The organism is Microbacterium sp. NIBRBAC000506063 (assembly GCF_017968845.1).
Taxonomy (GTDB): domain Bacteria; phylum Actinomycetota; class Actinomycetes; order Actinomycetales; family Microbacteriaceae; genus Microbacterium.
The window spans coordinates 988,919-1,001,567 of the sequence record NZ_CP072876.1 but is presented as its reverse complement, the minus strand read 5'-3'; the positions used below and the strand labels follow the sequence as shown (position 1 = coordinate 1,001,567).

Sequence of the window (12,649 nt, the reverse complement as noted above, 5' to 3'; positions counted from 1 at the left end):
AAGGGCGTGGTGCTTCCGCACCACGCCCTTCATTCACGTCAACCAGTCTTGATGCTCCACCCGGTGTATGTGAGAGCACCAGGTACCGACGTCGAGAGAACGACGTCGGAGCATAGACGTCCCCCCAGCCCTGTGCAGGGCTTAAAGGGCTGGGCGATAGCGGAGATGAGGGTCGAAGCTACCACTACGGGGACCCCGCCCTGCATGACCGCCATGATGCCGGGGCCGCCGCTGTCTCCTTGACCTGCTGAAGCCGTACCGAGTGCGTGTTCGGTCAGCGCTCCGGTTGTAATTGTGATGGACGTGGGGCCACCTGCAACATCCAGATCATAACTCCACCCGGTTGAATCAACGACATTCCCGCAGACGATGCCCGAGAAGGAGCCCGAATAGCAGAGTTCAGCGCCGGGGAAAGCCTCCTGAGTCCCCTTGATGGCAACCGCGTTTCCCGCGCTATCGTTCCACGCGTGGGTGTACACCGCACCCATGTGGTGGTTCGTCGCGAGGATGGCAGCGTCGTGTGCGGCAGAAATCGAGCTGATGACGCCGTTGCCGGTATACGCGAAGACAGTCGGCCCGGCGTTGTCTGGCCAGCGCACCCACTGGGATCCAACGAGACCGCAGTGAGCCGCAGTCAGAACCCCGATGTTCGTCCCGTTCTGAATGGCGAAGCCGGTCGTGCATTGGCCCGTAATGGTGCTGCCATTCCATAGATTGATGCGTGCGCCCCCAAGGCCCCAGAAGTCATTCTGGCGCCGGGCCGGTGTAAAGCTCGATTCTGCGCGCACCGTCACAGGAACCCCGAGTTCCTTCTCGGCAGACACCCGCAGCTGTGTGCCTGTTCGTTCGTCTCCTCCGGTGTCCAAGGTCACTTCGATGCCTGATCCGTCGAGCTTAGGCGCAGCGGCTGTGATGCCCAGCGAGGCGTCAGCAACGGCTTCGCGCACGGCTTCGCGCAGGCGGCCAGGGCTGAGCGCGGTGCGCTCGACCACTACAGGAATCTCGGCTGCGGCGATGAGCTTGTCGAGCTCGGCGGTCGTCTCCCCATGCCACCAGACAGTCAAGGTCGAGCGGTCGCGTGAAATCTCGACATCGCTGAAGCGAGGGTCGTCCACGTACCGCTCTCGGATGCTGTTCGCGGCATCGAGTATCTCCGAGGTCACGGGCGGAAGTACAAGAGCGTCCACCACGGCCTGTGCGTCGCCCAGCTCCGGCGCTGGTGGCGTTGGCTTCTCTTCCACGACAAGCTCAAGCAAAGAGTCATCTGGCTCCGATGAGTCCAGATGCGCTTGAGCGGGTATCGCGCTCCCAAATGACAGCGCGGCTACGGCAGACAGCGCGACGGCCGCCTTTCTCAACGTTTTTCCTCTCAACTGCACCCCTCCTGATCCCAGAAATCATGAAACGCCCCACACTGTGTTGAGACAGTGCAAGAGCCGGGCCTTCGGGCCCGGCTCTTCGTCTTTCTTCTCCCGGATATTGCGGCTTCCCGCCTCAGATGCGCACGAGCATCTTTCCGGTGTTCTCGCCGCGCATCATCCCGAGGAAGGCGTCCACCGCATTGTCGATGCCGTCGACGATCGTCTCGTCGTAGGCGACCTGGCCCGTCGTCAGCCAGCCGGTCATCTTCTCCTCGAACTCGGGCGCGAGATCCCCGTGGTCGGAGACGATGAAGCCCTGCAGCCGCAGGCGGCGGCCGATGAGCAGGCCGAGGTTGCCGGGGCCGGGTACGCGCTCGGTGCTGTTGTAGAGGGAGATCGCGCCGCACAGCGCGGCCCGAGCCCGATCATTCATGACGTCGATGGCGGCTTCGAGGTGATCGCCGCCGACATTGTCGAAGAACACGTCGATGCCTTCTGTCGCCGCGGACCGCAACTGGTCACGGATCGGCGCCTCCCGGTAGTCGAGCGCGGTATCGAAGCCGTATCGCTCGGTGAGCACCGCCACCTTCTCCGCCGATCCGGCAGAGCCGATCACCCGCTTCGCCCCGAGCAGGCGGGCGATCTGACCGGCGGCGCTGCCGACGGCACCGGCCGCCCCCGAGACGAAGACGGTGTCGCCCTCGCGGAGCTGCGCGATCGCGGTGAGACCCGTGTAGGCGGTCAGCCCCGGCATCCCGAGGATGCCCAGGCGCAGCGAACTCGGGAGCCCTTCCGTCTCGGCGAGGACGCGGAACTCGGAAGCGTCGGCCTGCGCGACATCGCGCCAGCCGAGGTTGTGCAGCACGAGCGTGCCGACAGGAAGCCCTTCTGCTGCCGACTCGATCACCCGGCCCACGGCCCCGCCCGTCATCGTCTCGCCCAACGCATAACCCGCCGTGTAGCTCTTCGCGGCGCTCATGCGCCCGCGCATGTAGGGGTCCACCGAGATGAACTCGTTCCGCACGCGCACCTGCCCGGGCGCGGGATCGCCGTACTCGACCACCGTCGTCCGGAAGTTCTCCTCGCTCGGCCAGCCGACCGGTCGAGAGGCGAACTGGATCTGCGTGCTGCTTGCGGAGGTCATGGGTCTCTCCCTTCGGGGCGCCCCGGGGCGGGACACAGGGGAGACAACGCCGCGGGTGGCCGATTCGTTCCGTGATGTCACGGGCGGCCCTCGATCCATGGCCCCTTCCAGCTCGCTCAAGACATCGCGCTGATACCATGGCGCGTGGGCCTGGGCCGTCCGAAGAGCAGGGGATCCGATGAATCCGGTGAGCGAAGAAGTCGCGCAGGAGCAGCGCGACGATGTCGCGATTCCGTCGCCGCCGGTCTCCGCCGCCGACCGCCTCATGCGCCGGCTGCTGCGCGTCGAGCACGTCGACACCTCGGTCAAGACGCAGCGCGAGGCGCACCGCGGCTTCCGCATCGCCCTGGTGGTCACCGGCATCCGCTGCCTCATCTCCTATCTGGTCATCCCGATCGGCGTGCCCATCCTCGGCCTCTCCGGCATCGTCGCCGCCCCCATCGGTCTCGCTCTCTGCGTCGTCGCGGTGATCAACGGCGTCTACAGCCTGCGCCGGTTCTGGAAGGCCGACCACCGCTCGAAGTGGGTCTACACCTGGTTCATCGCCATCGTCTTCCTCGTGCTGGCCGTGGCGATGGTCAGCGACATCGCCCGGATCGTGAGTGCGCTATGACGACGTCGGATATCGAACCGGATGCCGAGCAGGCCGCCGCCGAGGAGACGCCAGAAGAGGTGCCGCCCAAGGCCTGGGTCACCTTCGGCATCTTCGCCCTGTTCGTGGTCGGCATCGGGTCGTGCATGTCGCTGTGGATGTTCGACTGAGCTGACCAGCGCGCCCCGCCCCGCATCTGGCGCCCGATTTTCGGAGGAGCGCCCGATTCGCGGAAGGATCCGGGCAGAATGTCCGCGATACGTGACCGGATCCGCGAATCGGGACCGGATGCGGCTTCCCACGTCTCAGCGCCGCCGCAGCCCTTCCAGCGCGACCATGAGGACGTCCTGCGCGACGAGCCCGGCGTCGACGCGGCCCTCGGGTCGGTACCACTCGGTGAGCGAGTTGATCATGCCGAAGATCAGGCGCGTGGCCACCGCCGCGTCGACATCGTCGCGGAGCGCACCGTCCTCCTGGGCGGCGCGCACGAGCGCGGTCACCCGATGGTCGAAGGAACGACGACGCTCCAGTGCGGCGAGCTCGACCTGACTGTTGCCGCGCAACCGCAGCAGCAACGTGACCGAGGGGAGCTCGGCCACGAGCACCTCGACCGCACCGAGGATCACCGCCGTGAGCCGATCGGATGCCGTGCCTCCGGCCTCCTCGGCATCCGACAGCACGCCCTCGAGGCCGCTGAGCGCCGTCTCGAGCGCAACCTCGAGGATCTCCTCCTTCGAGCGGAAGTGATGGTAGAGCGCCGACTTGGTCAGGCCCAGGCTGCTCGTCAGCTCGGAGACGGACGTGGCCTCATAGCCCTGTGCGTTGAACTGGGCCACGGCAGCGCGCAGGACCTCGGCGCGATCGTATCCGGGGCGGCCTCGCCGGGGAGAAGTCGTGTCGGTCGTCACGTTCACAGTCTTCCACTGCTGCCGGTGATCAGTCAGTCCCTCGGCGAGGAAGGCATGAGTCCGAAGCCGATCCGGCGGAGGGCGTCGCCGTAGATCACCGGCGCATCGTCCGGAGCACCGCAGGAGATCGTCAGGAGGAACGAGATACCGAGCCTTTCCAGCGTCCGTGCGGCCAGGAGGTGCTCCCGCCGTTCGCGTCGTCGGCGGTGACGGCCAGGAACTCGATCTGTGCCGACTTCCCGATCTCCTCGCCGATGAGCGTGAAGGGGAGCGGGCCGTGGGCCGCAGCGCCCGCATCCTGGCCGAGGTGACGCGAGAGGAAGTCCAGCGACGCCTGCGCATCGCCGGAGTTGCTAGGTTCCCGCTGTGCGTAGGAGGCATGCGAGACCACACAGCCCGTCTCCTCGTGCTGGTGGGAGGTGCCGTCGTCGAGCTCGGGCGGGATCGGGACCCAGTCGCCTTCCTCAGACAGCGTGTCGACGATGAACGGCTCGAGTGCGGCGGGGAGCGAGGCGCCGGCCTCGAAGCCGAGGTCCTCCAGCTCCCAGTCCGAGGGGTGGGCTCGCTTGTCGGCGTCGCCGAGGCGACGTTCTGCGGGTCACCCGGGTCGTGCGCGGAGTCGGCGGCGCAACCAGTGAGCAGGAGCGCAAGGGCGGCAAGGAGGGCGAGGGGCGGGGTGGTGTTCATGGTGATCCTCTCGGAATTGATGAGTGGGATCTGCGCAGGGCCCTCACGCTACTGAGGGGCTCTGCGGGGTGCGGATCGCCTTGTGGATAACTCCCGGCCTTGCCGGAGCGGCGTCGCTCTGCAAAAATTACTGAACGACCGGTGAGTAATTCCGGGGTCATCGAGGAGGATGCCATGGCGGAGGTCTTCCTGGCGGGCGTCGGCCAGGGCACGGCGACGATCGTGGAGCGGATCGATGCCTGAGACGCTGCAGATCGAACGCCACGCCGACCGGGTCGTCGCCACCCTCGACCGGCCGGAGACGCGCAACGCCATCGACCAGGCGCTCATCGATCAGTTGCACGCGCTGTGCGCGGAGCTCGAGGCGGAACCGAAGACGCTCATCCTCACCGGCGCGGGTGGGGTGTTCGCCAGCGGCGCCGACATCACGCAACTGCTCGACCGAGGCGCCGAAGATGCCCGCGCCGGCATAAATACCCACGCCTTCCGCCGGGTACGGGAGCTCCCGATGCCGGTCATCGCCGCGGTCGACGGCTACGCCCTCGGCGGCGGCGCCGAACTCGCCTACGCGGCCGACATCCGGATCGGCACGCCCGAGGTGAAGATCGGGAACCCCGAGACCGGGCTCGGCATCATCGCCGCCGCCGGAGCGACCTGGCGACTGCCCGAGATCGTGGGCGAGGCGCGGGCCGCCGAGCTGCTGCTGACCGGGCGGATCCTCTCCGGCGCCGAGGCGCTCGAGTGGGGATCCTGTCGGCTCTTCACCCGCGGGACGGGCTGCTCGATGCGGCCGCCGAGATCGCCGGCCGCATCGCGCAGAACGACCCGCTCGCGACCGCGTACACCAAGCGCGCCCTGCGCGCCCCGGGCGATGCCCACCCGGCGATCGAGCTGGAGCTGCAGGCCGAGCTGTTCGAGAGCCCGGAGAAGGCGCGGCGTATGCGGGCGTTCCTGGAACGGAGGAAGAAGTGAACGACCGTTCGGTATCGGTTGCTGGGCCCGGCCGCGCTCGGATCGGGGTGCTCGGCGGGGGGCGCATGGGCAGCGGCATCGCCCACGCCTTCCTCCTCGCCGGCGCTGAGGTCGTCGTGGTCGAGCGTGACGCCGCGCTGGCGGATGCCGCGACCGCCCGCATCCGTGAGAACCTCGGCCGTTCCCTCGAGCGCGGCACGCTCACCCGCCCCTCGACGAGCTCGATGCCGCACTCCATGCCGCAAACGGAATGGAAGCCTTCGCGGGAGCGGAGCTCGTCGTCGAGGCGGTGCCGGAGGACCGGGCGCTGAAGGCCGATGCCTTGCGCGCGGTGGAACAGGTGGTGGCATCCGACGCCGTGATCGCGAGCAACACCTCGTCGATCTCGATCGACGACCTCGCCTCCACCCTGGACCAGCCCGAGCGCTTCCTCGGCCTGCACTTCTTCAACCCCGTGCCGCGTCCGAGCTCGTCGAGGTCGTCATCGGCACCGCGACCTCGGAGTCGGTGCGGCAGCGCGCGGCCGACTGGGTCGAGGCTCTCGGCAAGGCGGCGGTCGTGGTGCGCGACTCCCCCGGCTTCGCCTCCAGCCGCCTCGGCGTCGCCCTCGGCCTCGAGGCGATCCGGATGGTCGAGGAGGGGTGGCCAGTGCCGTCGACATCGACGCGGCGATGGAGCGCGGGTACCGGCATCCGATGGGGCCGCTGCGCACGACCGACATCGTCGGCCTCGACGTCAGGCTCGGGATCGCCGAGGAGTTGCACGCGACTCTCGGGGAGCGATTCGCGCCGCCCGAGCTGTTACGGCGCATGGTCGCCGAGGGGAACGTGGGCCGCAAGTCCGGCCGAGGATTCTACGAATGGAGCGAATGATGACCGCGATTCTGCCGAGCTATGTCCAGGGCGGCTGGTGGACTCCGGCGGACCCTTCGACCGGCTCAGGGACCGATGGTGTGGTCGTCAGCGACGCCTCGACGGGCGAGGAGGTCACCCGCGTCAGCACGGAGGGGATCGACCTTGCCGCGGCGCTCGACTACGCGCGCACCACGGGCCAGAAGAGCCTGGGCGCACTGACCTTCCACCAGCGGGCGATGCTGCTCAAGCACTTCGCCCTCGCCCTGAACGAGCGCAAGGAAGAGCTGTACGAGCTCTCGCTGCGGGCGGGCGCCACCCGGCGCGACTCGCTCAGCGACGTCGACGGCGGCATCGGCGTGCTCTTCACCTACTCCTCCAAGGGCCGGCGCGAGCTGCCCAACAGCCAGGTCTATGTCGACGGCGCCCCGGAGCCACTGTCGAAGGACGGCACATTCCTCGGGAGGCATATCTATACCCGCCTGCCCGGCGTGGCGGTGCAGATCAACGCCTTCAACTTCCCCGTCTGGGGCGCGCTGGAGAAGTTCGCCCCGCCTTCCTCGCGGGGATGCCCTCGCTCGTCAAGCCCGCGACGCCGACGGCCTATGTCGCCGAGGCGTGGGTGCGGATGCTCGTCGAGACCGGACTCCTGCCCGACGGTGCGCTGCAGCTCGTGAGCGGAGCCCTGCCCGGCCTCTTCGAGAACCTACGACTCGGCGACACCGTCTCCTTCACCGGCAGCGCCTCCACGGCTGGGAAACTCCGTGCTCAGTCCCCGATGGCGTGCGCTTCCTCAGCGAGACCGACTCGATCAACGCGTCGATCCTAGGCCCGGATGCCGCACCCGGCACCCCGAGTTCGACGGCTACGTGAAGCAGCTGCTCGTGGAACTGACCACGAAGGCGGGCCAGAAGTGCACCGCCATCCGCCGCGCGATCGTGCCTGCCGGCACGGTGGACGCCGTCGTGCAGGCGCTGGGCGAGAAGATCGCCGAGCGCGTCGTCATCGGAGATCCGCACGCCGAGGGCGTCACCATGGGTCCGCTCGTCTCGGTCGCGCAGCGCGACGAGGTCGTGCGACAGGTGGAGGCGCTGCAGGCCGCGGGCGGTGCCCTGCTCCTCGGAGATCTGAGCGACCCGGAGATCGTGCGCGCCGACGGCACGAAGGGGACGGCATCCGAGGGCGCTTTCGTTTCCCCCATCGTGCTCGGCTTCGACGACGCGACGACTCCCGAGGTCCACGACATCGAGGCCTTCGGTCCGGTCACGAGCGTGCTGCCGTATGGCGATCTCGCCGAGGCGGCGGACCTCGTCGCCCGCGGCGGCGGCTCCCTCGTCACGAGCGTGGCCACGAGCGATCCCGCGGTCGCTATGCAGCTGATGGAGCGCATCGGCGCCTACAACGGGCGCGTGCTCTTCCTCAGCCGCGAGAACCTCCGCACCTCCACCGGGCACGGTGCGCCCGTCCCCCATCTCGTCCACGGCGGACCCGGCCGGGCCGGCGGCGGAGAGGAGCTCGGCGGCATCCGATCCGTCCTGCACTACATGCAGCGCACGGCGGTGCAGGGCAGCCCCGAGATGCTCACGGCGCTCACGGGCGTCTGGCACACGGGGGCCACTTCGCACCCTTCGACAGGCTCAGGGACCGGGGTGGGTCGCCATCCCTTCCGCAAGTCGCTGGCCGAGCTCCGGATCGGCGACCAGCTCGCATCCGCCTCGCGCACGGTGACGCTGGACGACATCGAGACCTTCGCGCACTTCACCGGAGACACCTTCTACGCGCACATGGACGAGGAGGCCGCCGCGGCGAACCCCTTCTTCCCGGGGCGCGTCGCGCACGGCTACCTGCTCGTGTCGTGGGCGGCCGGACTCTTCGTCGACCCGGACCCGGGCCCGGTGCTCGCCAACTACGGGCTGGAGAACCTCCGGTTCGTCACGCCCGTCTCCCCCGGCGACGAGATCCGCGTGACGCTCACCGCGAAGCAGATCACCCGCGCGAGACCGACGAGTACGGCGAGGTGCGCTGGGACGCCGAGATCCGCAACCAGAGCGACGAGCTCGTCGCGAGCTACGACGTGCTCACGCTCGTCTCGAAAGAGGCCGCTGGCGCTGATCCCGGTCGTTGAGCGAGCCCGCGCGCAGCGCGAGCGAGACGAAACGCAGTAAGGAGCCGACATGATCGAACCCCGCCCCATGATGCAGCGCGACCGCGCCTCGACGGCGCTCGGCATGGTCGTCGAGCTCGACGAACCCGGTCGCTCCGAGGTGAGCATGACGATCCGAGAGGACATGCTCAACGGCTTCGACATCGCCCACGGCGGCCTGGTGTTCGCCCTCGCCGACACCGCCTTCGCGATCGCCTGCAACGAGGGCGAGTTCGTCACGGTCGCCGCCGGCGCCGACATCACCTTCCTGAAGCAGGTGCATGCGGGCCGGCGTCTCACGGCATCCGCCGTGCAGCGGGCGAGATCCGGCCGCACCGGTCTCTGTGATGTGACCGTCACCGACGAGACTGGCGAGGTCGTCGCCGAGTTCCGCGGGCGGTCGGTGACGACGGCGCGGCGCCTGCCTCGTTGATATCGCTGTTCCTGAGTATCGCTGTTACGCGATACACTTCTCTCATGGGTCGTGCCGCTGAACTGCTCCGCCGTTCCCGCAAAGAAAGCGGGCTGACCCAGGCTGCACTGGCGCGTATCGCAAGAACGACGCAGAGCGTCATCAGCGAATACGAGCAAGGGCGCCGGGAGCCGTCGTTCGCGGCGATGGATCGCTTGATTTCGGCCATGGGCTTGGCCATCGAGGTCTCCGATTCGCCTCCAGCGGCGCGGAGCATGCGTTCGCGGGTGCTCTCGAAAGCTGGGGAGCTGCACGCCGCACTCGATCCGCTGGGCGCACGAAGCATCAGGCTCTTCGGAAGCGTCGCCAGAGAAGACGACACGGACAGCAGCGACATCGACCTGCTCGTCGACACCGATGCGTCGGTGGGGATGTTCTCCCTGATGCACATGAGGCGCGAGGCAGAGAACGTGCTTGGCCGCCCGGTCGACCTCGTTCCCCTGGCGGGACTCAAGCCTGAGGTCGTCGAAGAGGTCGAAAGAGAGGCCGTGCTGCTGTGAGAAGCGTTCGGGCACGGCTTCTCGACATCCTGAACGCGTGCGACGTCATCACTGTGTACATCGGGCGTATCGATGTCGATGGTGAGATGGCCTTCGATGCCATCAGGGCTCGTCTCATCGAGATCGGTGAAGCGGTGAAGGATCTCGATGAAGCGACCTTCGCTCAGGAACCAGACATCCCCTGGGCGGAGATTGCAGGGATGCGGGACCACCTCGCCCGCCGCTACTTCGACACCACTCACGCCATCGTGTCGGCGACCGCGCAGCACGATATCCCGCTGCTCGCGGCGGCGGTCAGCCGCATTCTCCGAGAGCATGGCGCCGGCCGGTAATCGCGTCGGTATCGCTCAGCCGCCCGTGTCGGTGGCCGCCTCGGCGACCACGAGGGAATGAGCGCCGGCTCAGGCTGTGAGTAACTCCCGCAGCCGCACACGGGTGCCCTCGGAGAGTTCGAGCCGGTCGAGAACGGATGCCGCAGACGCCGCGAACGCGAGCGCGAAGGGCTCGGCATCCGCCAGGAACGCCGTCGTCTCGGCGGATGTCCATCCGGCCTGACGATCCTGGGTGGGGCCGCCGTGCGCCGCGGAGCCGGCCATCGTGCGCACGGCGAGGGCGTAGTCCTCCACGATCACCTCTGCGAGCACCCCCGCGTTGGCCAGCAGCAGCGTGGAGATCATGCCGGTGCGATCACGCCCGGCGGCGCAGTGGAAGAGGATGCCGGGTTCGGCGTCGGCGATCGACTGGAGGGTGGCCCGCACCAGTCCCGGAAGGATGCGCACGTTGTGCTCCCAGTACGCGGGCGAGTCGAGGATCGGGAAGCACACCTCGCGGAACTCGGTGTTCTCGTGGTCTTCGGTGGGCGCGAGGGTCACAGTGATCCCGGACGGCTGCGCAGCATCCGCATCGCCTTCTCGGGGACCGACCTCGGCGGCCGTGCGCAGATCGATGATGGACCGAAGGCCCCAGTCCGCGGCATCCGACCACCCCTGCGCGGTCATCGACTCACGCCGAGCGCTGCGGGCGAGGCGTCCGGGGATCGTGGCGCCGGTGGGTGACAGCGAGGTGGGAAGCCCGCCGAGATCGCGGGCGTTGCGGGCACCGTGCCAGGCCAGTTCGCGTTGCATCCGGGTAGCTTACGCACCTGCCCCGAGCTCGCGGCGCATGAGCCATCTCTCGCGGTGCCCCGCGTGGGCCTTGGTCAGCAGCACGCGCTCGAAGCCGTGCTTCTCGAAGAGCTCGACCGTGCCGACGTAGCCGCTGATGACGTCGATCCGCTCGCCACGAGTGTCGGCGGGGTATCCCTCCACGACCTCGGCGCCGTGAGAGCGGGCGTGCTCGACGGCGCCGTCGAGCAGCTCGTGCATGAGCCCGCGCTTGCGGTGGCCGGCGCGGACGACGAAGCACACGATCGACCAGGGGTCGCGTTCGTCGACGTGCGGGATCGTCCGCGAGTTCATGAGCCGCCGGTAGGTCGACCGCGGGGCGACGGACACCCACCCGGCGACCTCGTCGTCCTCGTAGAGGAGGACTCCCGGCCCCGGCTCGCGCGAGCACTCGTCCTGCATGTGCGCGATGCGCCCGGGCATGTCCAGTCGTGCATCCCGGTACGACATGCACACGCATCCGCCGGCGCCCGGCTTCTTGGGCACGAGGATCTCGGCGAAGTCGTCCCATCGCCCGGTCGCCGGCAGCACCTCGATGCCCATGCGCCGAGGCTATACCGAGGCGCCGACTCCCGGCAGAACTTCGCAGATCTGCACCGTTTCGCAGGCAATCCCCGAAATCCGTCCGAGATCGTGCAGATCTGCGAGTCAGTGCGGTGAGCCACACGGCGCTTGCCGGCATCCGAACCCGGGGTTACAATTTACTGACCGTTCGTTCTGTAAAGGGGCAGATCATGGAGACGCCGTCGGATGCCGCGGAGATCGATGAGCAGGCGCTCTTCGACGAGCTCATCGCCGCCGAGCAGCGCATCGAGCCGCGCGACTGGATGCCGGAGGCCTACCGCAAGACGCTGATCCGTCAGATCTCGCAGCACGCGCACTCGGAGATCATCGGCATGCAGCCCGAGGGCAACTGGATCACGCGCGCCCCGAGCCTCAAGCGCAAGGCGATCCTCATGGCCAAGGTGCAGGATGAGGCGGGCCACGGCCTGTACTTGTACTCCGCCGCGCAGACGCTCGGCATCACCCGCGACGAGATGACGCAGCAGCTCATCGACGGTCGGGCGAAGTACTCCTCGATCTTCAACTACCCGACCCCGACCTGGGCCGACATGGGCGCGATCGGCTGGCTCGTCGACGGCGCGGCGATCTGCAACCAAGTGCCGCTGTGCCGCGCCTCCTACGGTCCCTATGGGCGCGCGATGGTGCGCATCTGCAAGGAGGAGTCCTTCCACCAGCGGCAGGGCTTCGAGATCCTGCTCACCCTCATGCAGGGCACCGAGGCGCAGCGCGAGATGGCGCAGGATGCCGTGAACCGCTGGTACTGGCCCTCGCTCATGATGTTCGGGCCGCCCGATGACGCGTCGCCCAACTCCGCGCAGTCGATGGCCTGGAAGATCAAGCGCTTCTCGAATGACGAGCTGCGTCAGCGCTTCATCGGGATGCTCGTGCCGCAGGCCGAGATCCTGGGCGTGACCCTCCCCGATCCGGAACTCCGGTGGGACGAGGAGGCCGGTCGCTGGCACACGAGCGAGATCGACTGGGACGAGTTCAAAGAAGTGCTGTCGGGCCGCGGACCGATGAACGCGGTGCGCATCCAGAACCGGCGCGACGCCCATGAGGACGGCGCCTGGGTGCGCGAGGCGGCCGCCGAGTACGCCCGCAAGCAGGCGGCCCGCGCCGCAGCTGACGAGGTGGCCGCATGAGCGTGTCTCAGAAGTCGCGGGTCGCGCGCGCCGCAGGTCGCCGTTTGTGCGACCGCCGAATCCGGGTGTCTCACAAGTTGCGGGTGGCGCAGACTGCAAGCCGCAACAAGTGCGACCGCCGCGCAGGAGTGCACCGGAACGACGGAAGGG

14 protein-coding genes and 3 pseudogenes are annotated in these 12,649 nt (G+C 68.2%); 11 read left to right on the top strand and 6 right to left on the bottom strand.

The window, feature by feature from the left end:
* Positions 1–38: 38 nt before the first annotated feature.
* Positions 39–1,241 carry a S1 family peptidase gene (locus KAE78_RS05665; RefSeq protein ID WP_223172110.1) on the bottom strand — a complete coding sequence of 401 codons (1,203 nt, stop codon included), beginning with the start codon at positions 1,239–1,241 and terminating at the stop codon, positions 39–41.
* Positions 1,242–1,494: 253 nt separating this feature from the next.
* On the bottom strand, positions 1,495–2,505 hold the full coding sequence (locus tag KAE78_RS05660) for an NADP-dependent oxidoreductase (protein ID WP_223172109.1): 1,011 nt from the start codon (positions 2,503–2,505) through the stop codon (positions 1,495–1,497).
* Between the two features lie 187 nt (positions 2,506–2,692).
* Here KAE78_RS05660 and KAE78_RS05655 point away from each other — a divergent pair, with 187 nt between their 5' ends.
* Both KAE78_RS05655 and KAE78_RS05650 read left to right on the top strand, forming a co-directional pair.
* Positions 2,693–3,118: a hypothetical protein gene (locus tag KAE78_RS05655; RefSeq protein WP_223172108.1), complete on the top strand. Its 426-nt coding sequence runs from the start codon at positions 2,693–2,695 to the stop codon at positions 3,116–3,118.
* Complete coding sequence (locus tag KAE78_RS05650; protein ID WP_223172107.1) at positions 3,115–3,267, top strand: hypothetical protein; 153 nt, start codon at positions 3,115–3,117, stop codon at positions 3,265–3,267. The genes KAE78_RS05655 and KAE78_RS05650 overlap by 4 nt, the downstream gene beginning before the upstream one ends.
* Before the next feature lie 135 nt (positions 3,268–3,402).
* On the opposite strand, the gene KAE78_RS05645 is transcribed toward KAE78_RS05650, so the two are convergent.
* A complete protein-coding gene (locus KAE78_RS05645; RefSeq protein WP_223172106.1) occupies positions 3,403–4,005 on the bottom strand; it encodes a TetR/AcrR family transcriptional regulator in 603 nt (200 codons plus the stop codon).
* A gap of 130 nt (positions 4,006–4,135) precedes the next feature.
* Positions 4,136–4,396 carry a hypothetical protein gene (locus tag KAE78_RS05640; RefSeq protein ID WP_223172105.1) on the bottom strand — a complete coding sequence of 87 codons (261 nt, stop codon included), beginning with the start codon at positions 4,394–4,396 and terminating at the stop codon, positions 4,136–4,138.
* 21 nt (positions 4,397–4,417) lie between these two features.
* On the opposite strand from KAE78_RS05640, the gene KAE78_RS05635 reads away from it, so the two are divergent.
* The 8 genes and pseudogenes from KAE78_RS05635 (at position 4,418) to KAE78_RS05605 (ending at position 9,962) form a co-directional block, all read left to right on the top strand.
* Complete coding sequence (locus KAE78_RS05635) at positions 4,418–4,747, top strand: hypothetical protein (protein WP_223172104.1); 330 nt, start codon at positions 4,418–4,420, stop codon at positions 4,745–4,747.
* A 180-nt stretch (positions 4,748–4,927) separates the two neighbouring features.
* Positions 4,928–5,664, top strand: a pseudogene (locus KAE78_RS05630) (enoyl-CoA hydratase/isomerase family protein).
* Between the two features lie 65 nt (positions 5,665–5,729).
* Positions 5,730–6,536 (top strand): annotated as a pseudogene (locus tag KAE78_RS05625) (3-hydroxyacyl-CoA dehydrogenase family protein).
* Positions 6,524–7,227: pseudogene (locus KAE78_RS19485) on the top strand (aldehyde dehydrogenase family protein); the annotation flags it as partial. The pseudogenes KAE78_RS05625 and KAE78_RS19485, both read left to right, overlap by 13 nt.
* A 157-nt stretch (positions 7,228–7,384) precedes the next feature.
* Positions 7,385–8,680: an aldehyde dehydrogenase family protein gene (locus KAE78_RS19480; protein ID WP_411155995.1), complete on the top strand. Its 1,296-nt coding sequence runs from the start codon at positions 7,385–7,387 to the stop codon at positions 8,678–8,680.
* 9 nt (positions 8,681–8,689) lie between these two features.
* Complete coding sequence (paaI, locus tag KAE78_RS05615; RefSeq protein ID WP_223172103.1) at positions 8,690–9,091, top strand: hydroxyphenylacetyl-CoA thioesterase PaaI; 402 nt, start codon at positions 8,690–8,692, stop codon at positions 9,089–9,091.
* 44 nt (positions 9,092–9,135) lie between these two features.
* The gene (locus KAE78_RS05610) at positions 9,136–9,630 is read left to right on the top strand and encodes a helix-turn-helix domain-containing protein (protein WP_223172102.1); all 495 of its coding nucleotides are present in this window, start codon (positions 9,136–9,138) and stop codon (positions 9,628–9,630) included.
* Positions 9,631–9,716: 86 nt separating this feature from the next.
* On the top strand, positions 9,717–9,962 hold the full coding sequence (locus KAE78_RS05605) for a DUF86 domain-containing protein (protein ID WP_223172101.1): 246 nt from the start codon (positions 9,717–9,719) through the stop codon (positions 9,960–9,962).
* 69 nt (positions 9,963–10,031) lie between these two features.
* On the opposite strand, the gene KAE78_RS05600 is transcribed toward KAE78_RS05605, so the two are convergent.
* Positions 10,032–10,754 (bottom strand): tyrosine-protein phosphatase, encoded by a 723-nt coding sequence (locus tag KAE78_RS05600; protein WP_223172100.1) that lies wholly within the window; start codon positions 10,752–10,754, stop codon positions 10,032–10,034.
* A 9-nt stretch (positions 10,755–10,763) separates the two neighbouring features.
* Entirely contained in the window at positions 10,764–11,336 is a 573-nt protein-coding gene (locus tag KAE78_RS05595; RefSeq protein ID WP_223172099.1) for a GNAT family N-acetyltransferase, read from the bottom strand.
* Positions 11,337–11,527: 191 nt separating this feature from the next.
* Between KAE78_RS05595 and paaA the strand changes: the two genes are divergently transcribed.
* On the top strand, positions 11,528–12,499 hold the full coding sequence (gene paaA, locus KAE78_RS05590) for a 1,2-phenylacetyl-CoA epoxidase subunit PaaA (protein WP_223172098.1): 972 nt from the start codon (positions 11,528–11,530) through the stop codon (positions 12,497–12,499).
* The last annotated feature ends 150 nt before the right edge of the window (positions 12,500–12,649 follow it).

Coding starts and splice junctions, on each gene's coding strand:
- KAE78_RS05600 (WP_223172100.1), bottom strand. CDS start 10,754: ATGCAACGCGAACTGGCCTGGCACGGTGCCCGCAACGCCCGCGATCTC.
- KAE78_RS05595 (WP_223172099.1), bottom strand. CDS start 11,336: ATGGGCATCGAGGTGCTGCCGGCGACCGGGCGATGGGACGACTTCGCC.
- paaA (WP_223172098.1), top strand. CDS start 11,528: ATGGAGACGCCGTCGGATGCCGCGGAGATCGATGAGCAGGCGCTCTTC.
- KAE78_RS05650 (WP_223172107.1), top strand. CDS start 3,115: ATGACGACGTCGGATATCGAACCGGATGCCGAGCAGGCCGCCGCCGAG.
- paaI (WP_223172103.1), top strand. CDS start 8,690: ATGATCGAACCCCGCCCCATGATGCAGCGCGACCGCGCCTCGACGGCG.
- KAE78_RS05660 (WP_223172109.1), bottom strand. CDS start 2,505: ATGACCTCCGCAAGCAGCACGCAGATCCAGTTCGCCTCTCGACCGGTC.
- KAE78_RS05610 (WP_223172102.1), top strand. CDS start 9,136: ATGGGTCGTGCCGCTGAACTGCTCCGCCGTTCCCGCAAAGAAAGCGGG.
- KAE78_RS05605 (WP_223172101.1), top strand. CDS start 9,717: ATGGCCTTCGATGCCATCAGGGCTCGTCTCATCGAGATCGGTGAAGCG.